This window comes from Shewanella sp. S1-49-MNA-CIBAN-0167 (assembly GCF_040310145.1).
Lineage (GTDB): Bacteria > Pseudomonadota > Gammaproteobacteria > Enterobacterales > Shewanellaceae > Shewanella > Shewanella psychromarinicola.
Window position 1 is genome coordinate 1 of the sequence record NZ_JBEOPO010000051.1, and the last position, 20,998, is coordinate 20,998.

Sequence of the window (20,998 nt, forward strand, 5' to 3'; positions counted from 1 at the left end):
GATGTGCTAATACAAGACACCATGTTGATTTACGCGCGTTAGTGTTTTTATTACAGGCGTAGCGGGTAGGTCGTTGGTGCAGTGTACATACTGATAAATGGTATTACATCATCTTAGCTCAGGATAAGCATTAAGGTTACCACTAGAATGAAGACTCTATTCTAGTTGTGTTTCACGGCAGTAGTGTTAGTTTGAGATTCATTATTACTAACATAACTGCCTATTTTGACAACAGATATCCAACAAGACTCACTGTTTATCCCTTACCGTAATGGCCAATTGCATCTGCGACACATTCGTCATACTACGCCAACGGCTCTTGGGGTGCCTATTTTGATGCTGCATGGTGCTATGTCTAATGGACGGGTGTTTTATAGTGACTCAGGCCGTGGTTTAGGCTGTTTTTTAGCTAAAGCTGGCTTTGATATTTATGTGATGGATACCGCGGGGCGAGGGTTAAGTGAGCCTAAAATTCATCGCGACTTTACGTTGGGTCAAGGTGAAGTGATCCGTGAACAATTGCCATTGGTGCAACAGTTTATTTTACAGCGTCATCCTTTAGTTAATAAAGTGCATTGGTGTGCCCATTCATGGGGCGGGGTATTAATGGCGAGCAGCTTGGCTCGGTATACTCATTTACAGTCAAGCGTTGCCTCGTTACTCACCTTTGGTTGTAAACGTACTATCAAGGTGAGATCACTTAAAAAATGGTTGATGGTCGATTTTTTCTGGAATCGGTTTGCGCCATTTTGCATTGCCAGGCAAGGCTATTTTGACGCCAGTCGATTTCGCGTCGGCATGGATAATGAGAGCAGTGCATCATTATTACAAACCATTGATTGGGTCAGGGGTGATTGGATTGATCATGACGATAATTTTCATTATGCCCAAGCGGCAGCAAAAGCAGTGTGGCCGCCAGCATGGTTTATCGCTGGTAAAAACGATCATGTTTTAGGCAATCCATCCGATGTGCGCGATATGATAGATGAATGCGGTTTTAGCCAGGTTAAGTACACTTTGCTCGCCAAAGAAAAGGGCAATTTATTGGACTATGATCATGCGGGGATGTTGACTGATCGACAAGCCGAGCAAGATCACTTTGTACAAATTAAACAATGGTATTTATCATTGTCAGGTTAGTTAACCTTAGTTCGGGATAATAAACGGTTATCAAACAATCCTTTGTCCCGCTCACTGCGTTGTATTGACTTGCAATAGGCTCGCTCGATGCGCCTTGTTAGCAAAACAAATCTCAAGTTCGATATTAAATAGGTCAAATACTCTGATTTTGGTTTATTTATCCCAGCTCTTAAGCCGAGTTGAAGTGAGTTAAAGATTGGTTAAACAAGCGCCATTACACTTGGGAAACGGATTTCAACTTCAGTGGTAATATCCAATAATTCACCTGAACCGATAACTTTCCACAATTGTTCTTCCAACTGCTTTGCTCGGTGGTGAGCATGAATGTGGATATATTCTAGCTCGCGTCTAATATAGCTCATATCGGGCTTGTCTGTTGCTCCTACATACACTCTTAATGCCATAAAGCGACCGACTTTTTTACTCTGGGTAATAAATTGAATCTGTTGCGCGTTGTTACCCAGTTCAGATTTGAGCTTACATTGGATCTGCACTGCACCTCTAGGATGGCGAGTGAGTTGCATAAACACCTCAAAAAAGCCCATTTCGTGATTCGGTTTCATCAATTTGAGAGGATCTATAATCTGTTGTTTTAATACATTGTTGTCCAATAGTGGCAGTAAATTGTACTGCAGCACTTTGTCACTGTCTTGGGCAAATAGATGGCTGATTTCGTCGGTTGTCGTGCCGATACCGATATAAGCCATTTTTGCGGCTTTTACTGTTTTTTCGATAAAGTAAGGCACCCCAGGTAACTGACGCATAACAAGGTTTTTCATGCCATCGGCCAATTCTTTTTGTTGACCTTCATTATCTGATAATTGTTCGAGTTTTTGTTTATTGTGGGCAATGAGTTTATTTAAAAACTCGACGCCTTCGTGCGGTGAATGACCAATGGTGGCACTTAAATGCAAGGTCAATCCATTCATCCTGCTACGAATTAATTGATAAGGTAAATGGGTTAAATTGGCCTTGCCAGCTGCGGCTTGAAGACGTGGAAATGACAATGACACGGCACCAGGTTCAGTAAAGTTAGTTGATTGTTCTAAAGTCAGTTGTAAACCTCTGCTCGAAATATCATGAGAGATGCCTGTAACCTGTTTACCACCTTGTTCGATCGTCACTAAGGTTTTAAACACGAATCGAGCCTCATGGCGCCGTTCACTAAATGGCATGGATACTTTTTTGATACTGTTTTGGTTAACTTTAGCTTGAGCAAAAATCTTTAAGCCATTAACATCGGATTGAACAGACCAAGATTGATAGTCTTTACGAGCATCTTTATTAGTTAAATCAATTAATTGTAAAGTATGGCTAAATTGAGATAATTGTTGCTCTGTTAGGGCAGCATAGCGTGCATCATCACCCGGTAAGGTCGATGTTTTGTAGTTTTTACTGTGATCAATCGGCTGGGTGATAATTTTAAACACTCGCCAACTGGCTTTTGCTGAGGCAAAGCCTAGAAATAAATGGGTATTTTTGGTCGCTTTAAGCTCTGCTAAGTTAGCAGAATAAAAGTATAATTTACCGTTAGTCTTATGGGTAAAACTGAAGAGGTAGCAATAATCGCTATTGCTTGGGTATTTGATTAGTTGGCTTAAGCGCTTGCTATTAATTAAACTAGGCAACTGACTGATTTTATTTTCATCTTGAAAATAATGTTGGATCGGTTGGTTACCTCTACCCAGCAATTGGTGGGTTATCTCTGGCTTGCCGTTAATAATAGAAACAAACAGCGGTAAATGCGTTAATAGCGGTAAGTAGTGACGTTCATAACCCAATCCTGTCGCCGTTACAATGACGTCGTTGACATCCACTTTATAACGAAATTTATAGCTGCGGATAAGCTTGGATAGCACGTTATCTAATGCCTCTGCGCCGCCAAGTCTTTTCAGTCTAAAGATAGCACTATCATCTTTATTTTGAATATCGACTATTTGATAATCAACGCCTTGCTGTAAATCTTCTAGGTAAAATTCATCACCGAGTTCTAGTAGCTTTACCCGTAATGGCTTGTCTTGGTCTAAGTGATGTTTTAATGGCAACTTAATGCGGGCACCGCCGACGGATAAATCAAGGGTAACGCCATTAACTTCAGTTATTCCTTGCTGAGAAACCATAATCCGAATGCTATAATTCATGCGTTCTTCGCAGCGATTAAAGTAGCTGCCGAGTACGACTCCAGGTACAAGAAATGGATTTTCTTGGTTAACAATCTCGACTGGGCCATTTTCTCTTAGCTTAATGCGCCGTGATTTATGGGTTTGTATAACGTGCTCATATACCCCTAGGGTATATTTGTTACGGTATAACGGCAGTGCTTGTAACAAGGCTTCTTTAGCGGGTGCGTCTAGAAAGTGCTTTTGATTGGCGACGATGACTTCTTCACAGGGCAGTTCCGTTTTATGACGCAAATCAATAATTCGGGTGCATAAAGATGAGATACGGTTTAACTCCATTTTCAAAAGAAAACGGGTTGAATTAGATTCGTCAAAAGTTAACTGTTCGAACACGTCCTGAAAATCAGGTTCCATGAACAGTGGTTTGAGTTGTTCAATTAATGCACTGTGATTGTCTAAACTCATTATTATGTCGTTTCAAATGCTTATGGTGAGTCTGGCTGATATCTTTATCGGCAAGAAATTGCTGATCTTTATAGTAATATATATTTCAGTGATGTTCGAGAAGTATGCTGAAATGATATTGTGGGTAATTGATCCGCCATTAAGATTAACCTAGTGTATTAATGATAACGCGGCATTGATCTAACGCTTAGTCACGCTGGGTTCAAGTAACAAGTAACAAGTAACTAATAACAAGTGCAACTTGCTACTCACTTATGGCTTATTTATATCGTGTGTGGACAAGATTGTAACCGTTGGCAACGCTCTGGCTAAATCTGCTTGTTATAGTTGTTATAGTTGTTATAGGTATGAGTTGTTTAAGCAGCCATTTTTCCTTGTTGTTGATGATAAGTATAAGCAGTAAAAATAGTGTCTTAATAGCGATTATTTATTAGGGCTGGGACTGAATAAGTTGAATCGAATGTATTTAATTGATTTACAACATGGGAATTAACATGGCTAAAGCTCCAAAAATGACATTTGTTTGTGACGATTGTGGCCAAGATTATCCGCGTTGGCAGGGGCAGTGTCGTTGTGGTGCGTGGAATTCTTTGGTCGAAATGAAATTATCAGCATCAAAGAGTTCAACGTCACGGTCATCGGTACTCGGGTATGCGGGTGGAGTCGGCGGCGGCTCGAAAAAACTCAGTGAAGTTGAGTCAGAGGACGCCGAAAAAAGACTGACTCAGATAGGGGAGTTGGACCGAGTATTAAGCGGTGGCTTAACAACAGGGTCGGTGAATATTATTTCAGGTGATCCTGGTGCGGGTAAAACAACCCTGTTATCTGATTTGGTCGCGCGAATGTCGCAATCAATGGCTTCATTGTACTGTACGGCTGAAGAGTCATTATCTCAGTTTAAAAACCGGGTTAATCGTTTAAAGCTTAATTACAACGAAGATAACTTGTATCTGCTGTCTGAAACCAGCGTAGAAGCCATTATTGAGGAGCTAGACGCTAAGCAAATTAAGTTTGCCGTGATTGATTCTATTCAAGCTGTGGTTACCGATGCGGCAAATGGTAGCCCAGGGTCACCCTCACAAGTTAAAACAGCGGCACAGGCCTTTACCCAATATTGTAAAAAAAATAATGTCACCATGTTTATTATTGCTCATGTGAATAAAAATAACGAAATTGCCGGCCCGCAAACCTTAGTGCATATCGTGGATGCATTGTTACATATTGATACCAATGACGGTCAAATTCGGACTTTGCGCGCCAATAAAAACCGTTTTGGCGATGTTGATACCGTGGGTATATTCCGCATGAGTGAGCGCGGTATGCTCAGCGTTGATAACCCAAGCGAAATATTTCTATCAGGCTCGACCACTGACTCACCGGGTTCGACTATTACTTGTATACGTAAAGGTAACCGTAACTTACTGTTAGAAATACAATGTTTAACCACGGAAACTGAATCAGAGTTCCCACAACGCGTGTGTGTTGGATTAAACATGAATCGAATTAAGATGTTAACTGGTATTTTACGTAAACATACTAAAACTAAGATATTCCATGATACGTTTTTTAATATAGTGGGCGGTTTGAAAATTGATGAGTCAGAAACCTGTATCGACTTAGCGCTTGTAACCGCATTATTGAGCAGTTTAAATGACTTTGTGGTGCCTAGAACGACTTGCATCATGGGGGAGTTGAGCTTGAACGGCGATGTGCGCCCAATTGATAGTGGTGTGCCGAGGGTAAAGGAAGCTGCGCAGCATGGGTTTACGGAAATTTTTATTCCATTTCGTAATTATCATAAAACCATGGAAGGGCTTGGCGCAAAAATTATCCCCGTTAAAACTATCCATGAGTTACTTGAACTAATTAAATAACCCTCGATTGATAGCGCTGGAACTTGCGATTAACAGGGTAGGTCATTGACTTACCCTTTTGGCATATTTACTGACAATAATTATCGGTCGATTTTTAAGGTACAGGAGTGATTAAAGACGTAATTTCACGATTTAATAATTCTGCATCACCCATATTCAGTTCAATAATTCGGCGAAGGTGAGTAATACTTTCAACATCGATATGAGTACATTTTAAGCCAAGGTGCTCAGGTGTTTTATGCACAATGGCGGCTTGCATTTTTAGTTCGATATCAGAATCAGGTAACATAAACTCGAGAGTTAAGATGCTATTGAGTTGACCGGTATATCCTAGCGGTAGCTCAACTAATGCGCCATTGAGACTTAAATCTAAAATCTTAGTTCGCCAAGTTTGTTCTGTTTGTGCGATATAAGCACTGGCATCAAATAATATACGAGAAAATTTACGCCTGTTGTCCATGGTTTACCCTTATTTATCAGTACCGCTATGACACTGAGTCAATGTTTATCTTTCAAGCATACTTGATTTTTGTTGATTACGCAGAGAATATTTAGCATAAAAAAAGGAGCACGTTGTGCTCCTTTTTTATATTGAGTTATTAAGTTCTCTTGCTTCAACTACACCAGTAAATGGCCCATTAATGCAATTATAGGAAGCGTCACTAAGGTTCTTAAAATAAAGATAACGAATAGCTCAAAAAAGTTAACTGGGATTTTACTACCAATCAAAAGAGCACCTACCTCGCTCATATAAATAAGCTGAGTGACCGATAATGCGGCAATAACAAAACGGGTTAAGTCTGACTCAATAGAGCTGGCTAAAATGGAGGGAATAAACATATCGGCAAATCCCACCACAATCGTTTTCGACGCTGCGGTGGCTTCAGGGATTTGCAGCAGCTCTAATAGTGGAATAAATGGCATCCCTAAGTAGTTAAAAAGAGGGGTATGTTCAGCTAACACCAATGCGACGGTACCAATCCCCATAACAACAGGGATCACCCCAAATATCATATCAACAACGTTTTTAACCCCTTCAGTTAGGACATGCTTTATCCCACCGGCCTTAGAGGCGCGTTGCATTGCTTGTTCAAATCCCCACGAAAATACCCCATGACTGGCTGGGATGGTTTCGTCATCTTCATGGCGAGGGGTATCATCGATGTAATTATCTTTTTTCCATGATAGCGGAGGTAATTTAGGTACTATGATTGCGGCAACAAAACCGGCTAAACACACAGTGAGATAAAACGGGACAAAAAGGTGTTCAAGTTTGACTTGTGATATGACCACTAGGCTAAAGGTAATCGACACCGCAGAGAAGGTTGTGCCAATAACAGCCGCTTCGCGGGCGGTATAAAAACGAGTTTCGTATTGTTTGGTGGTCATTAAAATACCCACACTGCCGTCACCTAGCCAAGAGGCCATACAGTCAATGGCACTGCGTCCGGGTAAATTGAATATGGGACGCATCACTTTAGTTAATAAAGTGCCAAAAAATTCCAATAAACCAAAATTGAGTAATAGTGGTAATAACATGCCAGCAAAAATGAATACTGAAAACAGTACAGGCACTAAATCATTCAGTACTAAGCCACCGGTTGCCGATGAAATAATGGCGTCGGGTCCCACTTGCAAATAAACCATCACGATAAAGATTGCGCCTAATATTCGTATGGCTAACCAAAATAAATTCACTTTCAGCAAGGTGCGTAAAAAAGTGCTTTTACGCACGAATTTAGGATTAATGAGCTGAGTGAGCAACGAGGCTAATGCCATTAATACAACGATGCAGGTAACAATAAGCTGGATCGAGCTGCCCATTTGGCTTTGCAATGCTTTTGAGATAATGGCAATTGGAATGGTAATCGAACCTTCAATATTGATAGGCGTCATAAACAGTAGTAAGCCAATCAGTGACGGAATAATAAAGGTGAGAATTGTTTTAATGCTATGTTTTTTTTGTGTCACGTTAAATACACCTTACTTATGTGCTTTAAGTTGGCCAGCTGTGCTACCCAACGGTTTATCATGGACAGAAATTGAATGTCCATTCAGTTGTGTTTTTTGGGTAGGCAAGGTTACCCCCTTATCTGCTGTATGTAAAACGAATACTGAGTCGAATAGATATTAGTTAAATGTGAGTAGATATTTACTTAGGGGAAAGGTCAGGGTATATAATAAAACCCTAATCTAATCATTAGATTGGATATTTGTTGCTAAGGTGTTTTATCTTAGGCTTTATGTTGATATCCATTGTTTTAGCGCCATTAATGAGCACGGATATTCCCGCTAATTTTGATCACATTCTTTAAGCCATAATAGCTAGGACGGACTGCGTCCTTAGGGTCTAGGAATAGAGTGCCTGCGGCTGCTAGGACTCGAGGACACTTCGCTTCTAGGTTCTAGGTTCTAGGTTCTAGGGCGGACTTCGTCCTGCTAGGAAACGATAACAAGCGAACACTTCGCTGCTAAGATTTTATAGCATCTAGCCGCGCAGCGACCTAGGACCTAGAAGGAGCGAAGCACCGCCCTCTGGCGAGCTGGCGAGTTCCTAGAACCAATCAGTCGCGAAGCGACGATCTCTTATATTCAATCACTGCCTTTTTCAGTTATCCTAAGGGATCTTTGAAACGAGCATGTTGAAGTGACTTGGGTATATTCAGGACCCATTCGGAAGGTTTTTGGGATTTTAGGCACAGTCCATGCCGGGTAATCCTAACCAATAACCATTACAATGATGATTGATAATCGATGCATGGTTTTGATCATTTAACTGTTTTTTGATCAGGGTTTCAATATTCAGTGAGTTGTTTTTTGCATGCTCTAATGCATGGGCAAGATCTGAACCCATGGCAATATCGGTTAATTTATTGGGCGATATCCGCCAATAATCAATGCCCATATCCACCATCTGTGGGATTTGCTTAATCAGATTCACCTGTGCCGCTGACTGCGTTTGAATACCGTTCAAGCGTAATAAAGGTTGCGACTCCTGGGTTTGAGCCAGTAAACCTTTGCTGTGTCGTTGGCAAATTGTTTGGCATTTGTCTTTAGGAAGTTGGTAATGTTTGGCGGTAAAGCAACGCGCAGAATGAGCTAATGGTAAATACCCGTGGCCGAGCACTTCAATTTCAAACTTATGTTTATTGCCTTGATTAATAACTGAACTTAACCATTGTTGTGATAGTTCGCAAGGCATCACAAAACGGAACATCCCTTTTTGATGCAATAAATCAAGACTGGTTCGATTGTAATTATTAATTGTTGGTCCGCACACAAAGGGAACTTTGGCTTGGTGCGCATAATGCACCGCAGCCATATCATTGGCTTCAATACTGAAATCACCATTCTCAATCGCCCGTTTTAGCTCATTGAGTTCAGATTGTGCTTCTATTAGTGCCATGGTCGATAGCACCACATGCTTACCATGAGATTTAAGCATATTGGCAAGGTTAAGATAGTCGTTAAACTTCAGTTCACGACGGCGACTGCACACGGTTTCACCCAAATAAACGGTATCAATATTACTTAACGCGACTTGATCATAGAAATGTTCAACGTCAGTTTTTGACCAGCAGTAACTAATTGGAGCAAGTGATATTTTCATTGTGCAACCTTATTGCCATTGACGCTCATAAGCGCCCAATGTAGTAATTTGACCTTCAGATACTTTTGCTAACGCTTGTGACCATTGCGGTTGTTCGCAAAAAGACTCGGGACTGGCCAAATAAGCGTCGATAGCACTGCGCCAAACGTGAGTGACTTGGCTAACATAAGCAGGGCTGCGCTGACGGCCTTCAATTTTGAGTGATTTGATCCCCGCACGGGCAAGTTCAGGTAATAAGCTTAAGGTGTTTAAACTGGTAGGTGATTCCAGTAAATATTTTGCATCATGATCGTATTCGGCAACATAACGGCCTTTACAGACCACGGGATAACCTAGTTGTTGGCTCGCATCGGCTTTATCGATTAACACATCATTGAGCCGAGTCAGCTTGTCGCTGCCAGCATCTTGCCAGCGCACATGGTTAGCAGGGGAACATGAGCCGCCTGTATTAGGTGATTGGCCTGTGACATAAGATGATAAATGACAGCGTCCTTCAGCCATGATGCATAAACTCCCAAAAGCAAAGACTTCAAGTTCAACCGGGCTCACTTTGGCTAAATCTCGAACTTGTTTCATTGACAGCACTCGCGGCAACACTGCACGCTCAATATTAAAAGCCTGTTGATAGAATGACAATGCACCTAGGTTTGTGGCACTGGCCTGTACTGATAAATGCAAGGGAAGGTGCGGGTAGTGCTGGTGGGCATAATCGAGCAATGATAGATCCGCTACTATGAGTGCATCCATGTTTAACTGTGCCGCTAAATCGACGGCTTGATACCAACGATGTTCTTCACCGGGTTTAGGAAAGGTGTTTAGAGTTAAAAAGACTTTTCGGCCTTGGCGATGGGCCAATTGGGTGGCTTGCGTTAGCTGTAAGGCCGAAAAGTTTAAGCCTGCAAACGAACGCGCATTGGTGTCATCTTTAAGTCCGAGGTAAACCGCATCAGCGCCGGCATTGAACGCGGCTTTCAGTGACGCTAAATTACCTGCGGGGCATAAGAGTTCCATTTTGGTGTGCTCATTTTTTTTTAAGAAGAGGAGTGTAAATGTGATTGAGTTAACATGATTTGATTTAAAACAGGTTTCGTTAGATCAATTACCAGTAAACTGACTCTATTACTCGTTCTATTTCCAAGTAGGTACTCTCGATGGCTCAAGCGTTTACACAACAATTATCGCAACACTTATCGCAACAGTTGTTACATTTTGCGCCTCAAGTTAGCCGTCGTTCATTGAACGTGATGCCGGAAAAGTTAAAAATAATCGTCATCAATAAACTACTGAATTTAGTGTTAGCTGAACAATTGATGTCAGATGAACTCCATTTTCTACAGCAAAAGTGGGTTGGTATTTGTGTCGACGATATTGGTTTACGTTTTGAGGTGAGTATGGACACACAATTACAGGTGCGATCTTTTACCCAGCCCGATGTGACATTCAGTGCCAATGTGCCTGAGTTAGTTTTGGTTGCGGCAGGTAAAGAAGATCCAGACACACTCTTTTTCCAGCGTAAATTACGCATTGAAGGGGATACTGAATTAGGGTTAGAAGTCAAAAATATGTTGCTGTCTATTGAATTAGAGAACTTACCTAAACCAGCGCAAATTGGCATTGAAAAATTTGCAAAAATGCTGCAAATATTAACAGCTAATGAGTGATTGCCTTGTTGTTTAATATAAAAAAACGGCGCATTTAGCGCCGTTTTTGCCGGTGTCAGATGCTCAATGTTGACATGACAACTTGTCCGTAAGCATGGCGAATTGATTTAGCCATGGGTTTTGTGACTCTGCTGTGGGTCTGAATTTATACCATCAATGGCACAAACCGATCCGCAAGTCGGCTTGTCGAAGTGATCCTCGCCTCCAGTGCTGCATGGACCCAATGTTCTACGCATTCAGAGTCTTATGCATTCAGTGTCGGTTTTATCACCATCGCCGAAAACCCATTGACCGACACTAAGCGACGTCGGTGGGGTGTTCATAACAGCTTCACCTATGGTGATAACCTTTTAGGGCATTCGGGTTTTGCATCACAATGAATGTCGCTATCGTCGCTATTAATACCATAAAAATATCCGCTAAACTGAGTTTAGCGGATATTGATTTTCTGACGCAAAGCGTCAAAGGATGGTGACATATTGCCAGTGCTAGACTAGTGCTAGACTCTTTATTGCTAGAATATTAGTGCTAGTCATCGCTAGTAACAGATTTACTCAGCGGGCTCGACCACGATATTATGATCTAAGGTGACGGCCGTTTGGGTCATCAATCTGCCGTTAACCGTCGCGTCCGTATTTAAGCTTATGCCTTTTTCAGCCAAAACCACACCCTCAAAATGCACCGTTGTATCAAGTGCCACACCGGCACTTCCGGCCACTTGCCAGAAGATATTTTTTGCCTGAGCGCCGCCTTCTAAAGTAATACGACTGGCACCCTCTTGAGTAAGGTCACCTGCTATCTGAAAAATCCACACGTCATTGGCACTGCCTGAAAGGGTCACATTGGTAGTGATCAACACACCTGAACTCCACTTATATAGACCTGGCTCTAACGTCATGCCACTAATATTACCGGCACCGAGTTCAGTATAGTCGGGTAACGTTCTGCCAGCAGCATCGTTATAGGCTGTGCCCATATCAAGCACGGCTTGGGCAACCAGAGTATTATCAGGTGCTGCGCCTTTAAAGCAGTTAACTACACCACTACCTGTGTATCCGACGTCTGAGCCATAAATAGTACCGTTGATTTCAGAACACGTTACATTGTCCATCGCAGCCGACGTGATAGGGCTTGCACCTATGTCGCCTGTTATAGCGGAAGCTGGAACATTGGTAATACCAGATTTAGTCAAAATGGCAAAATCCCCAGCAGTGCTTAAGTTAACCGGTTTTGGCCCAAGAGCCGCGGCAGCACTAGTGGTAAAACTCCAGCTGAACTTCGTCGCTAATAGATTAGCTGGGATCGCCAAATCGGCGATAGCAGTAGTCAGGGTCGCGGTATAGAGCGTATTGGCCGCTAAATTATCATCTGGATTGAAGCTTGCCTTGGTGCCTTGAAAACTAATCACACCCGCGACAAGATTTGTACCATCACTTAAGGTAAAGCTGGATCCGTTTACCGTATTAGGATCAAGCGCCTCACTAAAATCAGCGGTCACATTTCTATTCAAAGCAAAATTCTTGGCTAGATCAACCGGGTCGTTTGATACTATCTGTGGTGCAATAACATCATGCAACGCAGAGGTGGTAAATGACCAGCTAAAGCCACTGGTCAGCGCGACGCCTTTAGCATTTTTTACATCCGTTGTGATTGATACTTGGTACTGAGTGTTATACGTAAAATCACTGTTTGGGGTAAACACAGCGGTATGACTCGTTTCATTATAAGAGACGGCTCCTACCACGACGGTTTCGCTGGCATCTTTTACAATAAAGCTGGCATCATTAATCGTTTGCCCATCCATGGCTTCATTGAAAGTTACTGTGACCTGTTGGTTGATCGCCACATTAGCCGCAAGATCACTTGGATTGCTGATATTAATAGTCGGCACAACTTCTGGCGCAATGACGGACACAATAGCTGGATCGTTGTTATCGTCACTACAACCCGCGACTAAGGTAAGCAGCACTGCGGCGCTAGCCCACATCGGCTGAGTAAAATGTTTTTTGCTTGTGTGCATATTTTGTATCCTTTAAAAAAATTTAACCTCGCAACACCAAGAATGCTTACGTCCTTCATCGGGAATAGAGCCGATAAATAGATTTTCTTTGCTGCTGTGAATGGTCGGTTATGCCAAAAGGCATTCATTGATAGGTAAATGGTTTATCGGTAACGGTGCTTAAAAATCGCAATGTTTTGCGCTTATATCAGCACCGCTTAGGGATCCTTGAGGAGACAAGCTATCTGTCTCCTCGGTCTTTTGTTAAGTCGACTCGTGTCAGTCGACCGTCAAACTAAGGTTTTTTGGTTATATCATTGGATTCCAAAGTAACCTCTTCCGTAACCGCCATTAGTCGACCTGTGACGATAGCATCGGTAAGCACATTCACTTTTGACCAAGCGAAGACATTGCCAGCGAAGCTGGTGCCAGTGCCGATAACGGTTTTTCCTGCGGTTCTCCAATAGACGTTCTTTGCCTGTGCGCCATTGCTAAGGACAATGTCGCCACCTGGAGCACCAGTAGATAGATCACCGCCTATGGTAAAGATGAACACAGAATCAGGCTCTCCTTGAGCATCAAGCGTAAGAGTACCGGTCTGAATAGTGACGTTAGATGCCGTTTTATAGACACCACGAGTCATGGTCAGATTACCCAATTCAATCGGAAGCACCTGAGTAGCAGCGTTTGGATTAGGATCTTTCGCGAGAAAGCTATAGGCAATACCTAAATCAGTTCTCGACTGATTGATAAATGCAACCATTGAGGCATAAGGCACAGGGATCACATAAGGGGGTGTGCTGTCGTCGCCCGCATAAGATAAGCCATTGGTCAGTTCATCAAGTTCGCCTGCCTTCACTCCAGGGGTAAAGCCTGCATAATAAGAGCGTGCTTGGTCAAGAATAGCCAAGTCACCACCGACAATGGCAGAACCACTCGTGGTCGTAATGGCCTGTGAGGCAAGGATGGCAAAACGCGCCACTTCACCCAATTCTGGTGCTAGCGGGTTATTGAGTATCGCTTCTTCGACCGTCAGGTTTGTTTCCGCTGATTTGCCGTCTAGTGTTGCAATAATGACGGATGTACCGACATCAACGCCGCTAGCGAGACCGCTGTTTGACTTACCGTTGGCATTCATAGTGGCTACCTGTGTATCGGCAGATGACCAAGTAACTGATGAGGTGATATTAATTTCGCTAGTGTCAGAATAAGTTCCTGTAGCAGTGAACTGTTTCGTATTACCGTTAGAAATTATCGGATCACTCGGCGTTACTGTAATTGAATCCAGCGTCGCATTTATGACAGTCAAGTTGCTATCATCGGATATCGTGTCTAAGGTTGCCGTAATAATCGACGAACCTGCATCAATACCAGTGGCAAGACCGTTAGTATCTATCGTTGCTACTAAGAGATCTGTTGATGACCAGATCACCTTTGTCGATACATCATGAACAGAGTCGTCTGAATAAGTGCCGGTGGCAGCAAACTGCTTGCTCATACCCTTGATAACGCTCGGAGTAGCTGGCGAAACAACTAATGAACTCAATATGGCATTAGTGACAGTTAATGTTGTACTACCTGATGTAGCACCTGATGTTGCGGTAATATCTGACGTACCAGAGGCCACGCCACTTGCAAGACCATTAGTGTTTACTGTAGCAACACTGGTATTTGCAGAAGACCACTCAGCTGAGGCCGTGATGTCAGTCGATGTTCCGTCTGAGAAAACCCCTGTAGCTTTTAATTGTTGCGTTTGGTCTTTGGGAATACTTGGATTGCCTGGCGTTACCGTAATTGAAGATAACGTCGCATCCGTAACCGTTAACACTGAAGTGGCTGATATCGCGCCTGAGGTTGCGGTAATAACCGACGACCCAGTGGCAATACCTCTTGCAATACCACTAGAGACCACTGTCGCAACACTGGTATCAGCCGATGACCAAGTCACTGAGGTGGTGATATCAACAGATGTACCATCGGAATACGTACCGGTAGCAGTAAACTGCTCGGTCAAGCCATTGGCAATGCTGGGGTCAACAGGTGTTAGCGCAATTGAATTCAACACCGCATCCGTAACAGTTAACGTTGAAGTCGCTGATTTAGCACCAAAAGTTGCGGTAACAACTGAGGTACCCGTGGCAAGGGCACTCGCCAGACCACTATCATTTACTGTCGCAACGTCGGTCTCTGCAGATAACCAAGTGGCTGACGCCGTAATGTCAACTGAGATACCGTCTGAATAAGTCGCGGTCGCGGTCAACTGCTGGGTCAAGCCTTTGGTAATGCTTGGGTCAATGGGCGTTAACGCTATTGAGCTTAAAATAGTATCTGTGATGGTGAGCTCAGTCGTTGTTTCCTCAGAGCCTAAAGAAGCGGTAATAAGCGCAGAGCCTATGGCAACGCCGCTGGCAAGGCCACTCTCATTCACTGTGGCAACTTGCGTATTGGCCGATGACCAAGTGACTGATGCGGTGACATCTGGCGACGTGCCGTTCGAATAAGTACCAGTAACCATGAACTGTTTGGTCAAGCCATTGGCAATGCTCGGATTAGCTGGTGTGATGGCCAGATAATTGAGCATTGCATCGGTGACGGTTAGCGTGGTTGTTGCCGATTGCACATCTGATGAGCTTATAGATGCTGTAATCGCAGCTGAACCTGGGATAACCCCTGTGGCGAGACCGCTGCCATTGATTGTGGCAATAGCCGAGTCATCAGATGACCAGGTTGCCGAGCTGGAGATATCAGACGAGGTGCCGTCCGAATAGGTGCCTATAGCAGTAAACTGTTGCTTCAAGCCGGCGGGCAAGCTTGAGTTGGCAGGGGTAATTGCTATGGATGATAGTACGGCCCCATTATCGTTATTAGTGTCGTTATTATCGTCGTTATTACAACCCGCTAAGAGGAAAACTCCCAGCAGCATCGTAAATAGAAGCGATGCCTTTTTGTTAAATATATTCATACCATTATTCCTTAGAAATTCTGTGAAATTACGTTTACATTCCCTTTACTTTTCCGTCTTCTTCCTGCTTATTGTTGATGGCGACAATGACTGATAATCAAGTTAGATTCTCTGTTGTGTGATCTTATCTGTTTACTGAAAAAACTAGACCTATTTTCCGGGTGAGATAGTGGTAACGTTAATATAGTTAAAGCAACAGTCATGCCAATAAGTTAAAGTTGTCAAATATAATTAAATAATTGTTTAGTAACAATTGTTTAATACTATATATTCATTAATTACACCGACGAGGCAGGAATATTCTAGGCCTCAGCATATGACAGAACCGTAATATATGGAGGGGTTTGTGTTGTAAAAACAGTAAATAGTACGGTTTTCCAGAAGAATAAATTTAAGCGTTTTACGTCATAAAATGTTATATTTACGCCACTGAAAAAATACCTAAAAGGCCTCAAAGGCCGCATTGAAATTGCTTCCTTTGTTTCCTCCCGCATATCTGTTTTGCCTGTGTGAAGCCAGATAGGTCGTTTCGGCCAGGATCAACGGATAGTGATAGAGATTCGTCATGAAAAGTAACAATAAAATAATTCCGTCAAGCTTAGCCAAGTCTGATGCAGAGCGGTTTAACGCGGCAATTGAAGAGATCACCGAGCACAGGCAGGCTGAAGAAGCACTGCTCAATGCCGGGGCGCTGCAGCGGGCTATTTTCAATAGCGCTAATTTCTCCTGCATTGCTACCGATGCTAAAGGCGTCATCCAGATTTTCAACGTCGGCGCCGAACGGATGCTGGGTTACTTGGCCGATGATGTGGTGGACAAGATCACGCCTGCCGATATTTCCGATCCCCAGGAAGTGATTGCGCGTGCCGAGGCGCTCTCAGATGAACTTGGCACCTTGATAGAGCCTGGCTTCGATGCGCTGGTATTCAAGGCGACACGCGGGATTGAAGATATCTACGAATTGACTTACATCCGTAAGGATGGCAACCGCCTTCCTGCCGTGGTATCGGTCACGGCACTGCGCGACGAGCAGGAGGCGATCATCGGTTATCTGTTGATCGGCACCGATAATAGTGTTGGCAAACAGGCAGAAGAAGCGCTGCTCAAAGCGGGCGAACTGCAGAGTGCCATTTTCAACAGTGCCAACTTTTCCAGTATTGCCACGGATGCGGAAGGCGTTATCCAGATATTTAACGTGGGCGCCGAGCGTATGCTGGGTTACACAGCGGAAGAGGTGATGAACAAGATCACCCCAGCCGACATTTCCGATCCCCTGGAGGTTATTGAGCGCGCTAAAGTACTCAGTCTTGAACTTGACACCCCGATCACCCCCGGCTTCGATGCGCTAGTATTTAAGGCGACACGCGGGATTGAAGATATCTATGAATTAACCTACATCCGTAAGGATGGTAGCCGCTTTCCGGCGGTAGTGTCGGTCACAGCACTACGCGACGACGAGGAGAGCATCATAGGTTATCTGTTGATCGGCACCGATAACAGTGTCGGCAAGGCAGCGGAAGAGGAAATTATCAAAGCGGGCGCATTGCAGAATGCCATTTTCAATAGTGCCAACTTTTCCAGTATTGCCACCGATGCACTCGGCGTGATCCAGATTTTCAATGTGGGCGCCGAGCGAATGCTGGGCTACACAGCAGATGAGGTGATGAACAAGATCACCCCCGCCGACATTTCCGATCCACAAGAAGTTATCGAACGCGCCAAAGTTCTGAGTCTTGAACTTGACACTGCGATCACGCCCGGGTTCGATGCTTTGGTGTTCAAAGCCCGGCGCGGCATTGAGGATATCTACGAGCTGACCTACATCCGCAAGGACGGTAGCCGCTTTCCGGCGGTCGTGTCGGTAACCGCGCTCCGGGATGAGCAAGACGCTATCATAGGTTATCTACTGATCGGCACCGACAACACCGCGCGTAAACGCATCGAGCAAGAGCAAAAAGAACTCAGTCAGCGCCTGCAAGACCAACATTTTTATACCCGTAACCTGATTGAATCCAACATTGATGCACTGACGACTACCGATCCGTCCGGTATTATTACCGATGTTAACAAGGAGATGGAGCTGCTCACGGACTGCAGCCGTGATGAAATGCTCGGTACGCCATTTAAAGACTACTTTACCAATCCGGAGCTTGCCGTGGCTGGAATAACAAAGGTGCTATGTGAAAAGAAGGTCACCGACCTTGAGCTCACCGCGCGCGCCCAAAACGGCCAGGAGACGGTAGTCTCCATTAACGCGACCACTTTTTATGACCGGGACAATAATCTGCAGGGAGTGTTTTACGGTGCCCGCGATGTGACTGAGCGCAATCGTTTGGATCAAAAATTACAGGACAAAAATGTTGAGTTGGAAAGTGCCACTATGGCAGCAGAGAAAGCCAACCTCGCCAAATCCGATTTTTTGTCTAGTATGAGCCATGAACTGCGTACGCCACTTGGCGCGATCCTCGGTTTTGCTCAACTACTAGAGTCGAGCACGCCACCCCCGCAGCATACGCAGCAAAAAAGCATTGCTCAGATCCTCAAGGCGGGGTGGTATTTGTTGGAGTTAATCAATGAAGTCCTCGATCTGGCGTTGATTGAATCTGGCAAGCTGCCCATGTCAATCGAAACGATTTCGCTGGACGAAGTGATGCAGGAATGCATCTTGATGAGCGAGCCGCAAGCGAAAACCTATGGTATCAAGATGATCTTTAACCGTTCGGACTCGATAAACTTTGTCAACGTCGATCGGACCAGGCTAAAGCAGGTGATTCTTAATCTGCTTTCCAATGCGATTAAATACAATCGTGAGGGTGGCAGCGTGATATTAGAAAGCAGCCAAAGCACGGAAGATATGATCCGGATCAGTGTCCGCGATACAGGTGAAGGATTGTCAGAGGAGCAACTTGGGCAACTTTTCCAACCGTTTAACCGTCTGGGGCAAGAAGCCAATAATCAAGAAGGAACCGGGATCGGGCTGGTGGTCAGTAAACGTTTGGTCGAATCGATGGACGGCATTATCGGTGTACAAAGCCATGTCGGCGTTGGCAGCGTGTTCTGGTTTGAACTGAAGCGTACCGTCGACTCCTTATCTAACCTTGATGCGACGACATCAATGCCCTTGCTACCACTTCAATGTGAGGACCCTGAACGGTTGAAAAGCTTGCTCTATGTTGAGGATAATCCTGCTAACTTGATGCTCGTTGAGGATATCATTGCCCGTCGACCCAATCTGCGTTTTCTCAGTGCTACGGACGCCGTCAGCGGTATCGAGATGGCGCATACCTATCAGCCGGATGTGATCTTGATGGACATCAACCTGCCGGGGATCAGCGGCTTGACCGCATTGCATATTCTCAGGGAAGATCCGACCACAGCCGCTATCCCGGTGATGGCACTGAGTGCGAATGCCATTCCTCGCGATATTGAGAAAGGTCTGGACGCCGGCTTCTTTCGTTATTTGACTAAACCGCTGCGGATTAATGAATTTTTGAAGACATTAGACATCGCGCTTGAATATACCAATCAGTCAGCAGATATCCCCAATAATGAGGTGACCTGATGACGATCACTGCAACGGACATTCTCAATGCCAAGATTCTGATTGTCGATGATCAAGAGCCTAATGTGACTCTGCTCGAGCAATTACTGCTTGAAAGCGGCTATACAAGGGTGACGACAACCATGGATCCTCAAGCTGTTTGTGACCTAAATGCTGAAAACCATTATGATCTTGTTCTGCTTGATCTGCAGATGCCGAGGATGGATGGATTTGAGGTGATGGCAGCGCTTAAGGCTGACGATCCGGCCGACTATTTACCTGTGCTCGTTCTCACCGCCCAACCAGGCCATAAACTGCAAGCACTACAATCTGGTGCCAAGGATTTTATCAGTAAACCTTTTGATCTGGTCGAAGTCAAAACGCGCATCCATAACATGCTGGAAGTGCGCTTGCTTTATAAGCAACTGGAGAGCAGTAACGACACACTGGAAGATACAGTGCAAAAACGTACGGCAGAGCTGCTCCGCATTAATCTGCAATGCACCGAGGAAATAGAGGAACGTAAAAAGGCCGAAGCGTCACTGCAAGGAACGTATACAGAAATTAAACAGTTGAAGGACAAACTTCAGGCAGAGAACGTTTATCTGCAGCAAGAAGTGGCGCGGCAGTTTAATTTCGACGAAATTATCGGTAACAGCCAACTGCTCTCGCAGGTGTTTCATCAAGTTGAGCAAGTTGCGCCTATGAATGCGACCGTACTGTTGCTTGGTGAGACCGGCACAGGTAAAGGCTTAGTCGCCCGCGCTATCCACAGCCGCAACGCACGCAAAAAAAGTCCGTTGATCACGGTAGACTGTACTACCCTGCCAGCAACGCTGATCGAGAGCGAGCTGTTTGGCCGGGAGCGGGGCGCTTTCACCGGTTCCGATAGCAAACAGATAGGTCGTTTTGAGCTGGCCGATGGCGGCACTCTGTTTCTTGATGAGATTGGCGAAATGCCACTCGAGATGCAGGCCAAACTGCTCCGAGTGATTCAGGATGGCGAATTTGAACGCCTGGGGAGTCCTCACACAATTAAGGTCGACGTGCGCATTATCGCCGCCACCAATCGCAATCTGATTGATGAAGTGCGTAATGGTAAGTTCCGTGAAGATCTCTATTATCGGCTGAACGTATTCCCGATCACCTTGCCGCCACTAAGGCAACGTAAGGAAGATATTCCGTTGCTGGTCAACCATTTTGTGGCTAAATTTAATAAGAAAATCGGCAAGCAGATTAATATCGTCAGCAACGCGGCGCAGAACACCCTGCAGCAGCATCACTGGCCCGGCAATGTACGAGAGCTGGAAAGTGCCATTGAACGAGCTGTGATCCTCAGCGCAGGAACATCACTGCAGATCTTAGATCGCTTTGATAGCTTTGACAAACGAGTGTCTAGCAACGATCGCTTCGATGGCGTTAACAGACGAGTACCTAGGGAGGAACCTTCGGTTAAAACGCTGGTTGAGTTGGAGCATGAGCATATTATTAACGTGTTGCAGCAGACCAATTGGCGCATTGAAGGCCAGCAAGGTGCGGCAGTGATCCTCGGACTCAACCCCAGCACCCTGCGTGCCCGAATGCGCAAATATGGCATAGTGCGCCATTAACATTAACTGCGGCACT

The 20,998-nt window shown here is 44.5% G+C and carries 12 protein-coding genes; 5 read left to right on the forward strand and 7 right to left on the reverse strand.

Annotation, left to right across the window (positions count from 1 at the left end; all coding sequences use genetic code 11):
* Positions 1-225 precede the first annotated feature (225 nt).
* The gene (locus AAEZ00_RS18500; protein ID WP_101032500.1) at positions 226-1,140 is read left to right on the forward strand and encodes an alpha/beta fold hydrolase; all 915 of its coding nucleotides are present in this window, start codon (positions 226-228) and stop codon (positions 1,138-1,140) included.
* Positions 1,141-1,340: 200 nt separating this feature from the next.
* On the opposite strand, the gene AAEZ00_RS18505 is transcribed toward AAEZ00_RS18500, so the two are convergent.
* On the reverse strand, positions 1,341-3,725 hold the full coding sequence (locus AAEZ00_RS18505) for a PilZ domain-containing protein (RefSeq protein ID WP_351089375.1): 2,385 nt from the start codon (positions 3,723-3,725) through the stop codon (positions 1,341-1,343).
* 494 nt (positions 3,726-4,219) lie between these two features.
* On the opposite strand from AAEZ00_RS18505, the gene radA reads away from it, so the two are divergent.
* Positions 4,220-5,599, forward strand: a complete 1,380-nt coding sequence (radA, locus tag AAEZ00_RS18510) for a DNA repair protein RadA (protein WP_101032498.1) — start codon at positions 4,220-4,222, stop codon at positions 5,597-5,599.
* A 94-nt stretch (positions 5,600-5,693) separates the two neighbouring features.
* Here the strand turns inward: radA and AAEZ00_RS18515 are convergent, their stop codons facing one another.
* From AAEZ00_RS18515 to ubiU, 4 genes are all read right to left on the reverse strand, one after another.
* On the reverse strand, positions 5,694-6,059 hold the full coding sequence (locus AAEZ00_RS18515) for a PilZ domain-containing protein (RefSeq protein ID WP_101032497.1): 366 nt from the start codon (positions 6,057-6,059) through the stop codon (positions 5,694-5,696).
* A 158-nt stretch (positions 6,060-6,217) separates the two neighbouring features.
* A complete protein-coding gene (locus AAEZ00_RS18520) occupies positions 6,218-7,549 on the reverse strand; it encodes a YjiH family protein (protein ID WP_372491460.1) in 1,332 nt (443 codons plus the stop codon).
* A gap of 742 nt (positions 7,550-8,291) precedes the next feature.
* The gene (locus tag AAEZ00_RS18525; RefSeq protein ID WP_351089377.1) at positions 8,292-9,209 is read right to left on the reverse strand and encodes a U32 family peptidase; all 918 of its coding nucleotides are present in this window, start codon (positions 9,207-9,209) and stop codon (positions 8,292-8,294) included.
* Between the two features lie 9 nt (positions 9,210-9,218).
* Complete coding sequence (gene ubiU / locus AAEZ00_RS18530) at positions 9,219-10,220, reverse strand: ubiquinone anaerobic biosynthesis protein UbiU (protein ID WP_351089379.1); 1,002 nt, start codon at positions 10,218-10,220, stop codon at positions 9,219-9,221.
* A 140-nt stretch (positions 10,221-10,360) separates the two neighbouring features.
* On the opposite strand from ubiU, the gene ubiT reads away from it, so the two are divergent.
* The gene (gene ubiT / locus AAEZ00_RS18535) at positions 10,361-10,870 is read left to right on the forward strand and encodes a ubiquinone anaerobic biosynthesis accessory factor UbiT (protein WP_124012061.1); all 510 of its coding nucleotides are present in this window, start codon (positions 10,361-10,363) and stop codon (positions 10,868-10,870) included.
* Between the two features lie 550 nt (positions 10,871-11,420).
* Here ubiT and AAEZ00_RS18540 read toward each other — a convergent pair.
* Positions 11,421-12,890: an ice-binding family protein gene (locus AAEZ00_RS18540; protein ID WP_124012060.1), complete on the reverse strand. Its 1,470-nt coding sequence runs from the start codon at positions 12,888-12,890 to the stop codon at positions 11,421-11,423.
* Between the two features lie 274 nt (positions 12,891-13,164).
* Entirely contained in the window at positions 13,165-15,831 is a 2,667-nt protein-coding gene (locus AAEZ00_RS18545; protein ID WP_351089381.1) for an Ig-like domain-containing protein, read from the reverse strand.
* A gap of 565 nt (positions 15,832-16,396) precedes the next feature.
* On the opposite strand from AAEZ00_RS18545, the gene AAEZ00_RS18550 reads away from it, so the two are divergent.
* Both AAEZ00_RS18550 and AAEZ00_RS18555 read left to right on the forward strand, forming a co-directional pair.
* Entirely contained in the window at positions 16,397-19,393 is a 2,997-nt protein-coding gene (locus AAEZ00_RS18550; protein ID WP_351089383.1) for a PAS domain-containing hybrid sensor histidine kinase/response regulator, read from the forward strand.
* Positions 19,393-20,982, forward strand: coding sequence for a sigma-54-dependent transcriptional regulator (locus tag AAEZ00_RS18555; protein ID WP_124012057.1), 1,590 nt, complete (start codon positions 19,393-19,395; stop codon positions 20,980-20,982). Before AAEZ00_RS18550 ends, AAEZ00_RS18555 begins: the two co-directional genes overlap by 1 nt.
* Positions 20,983-20,998 lie beyond the last annotated feature (16 nt).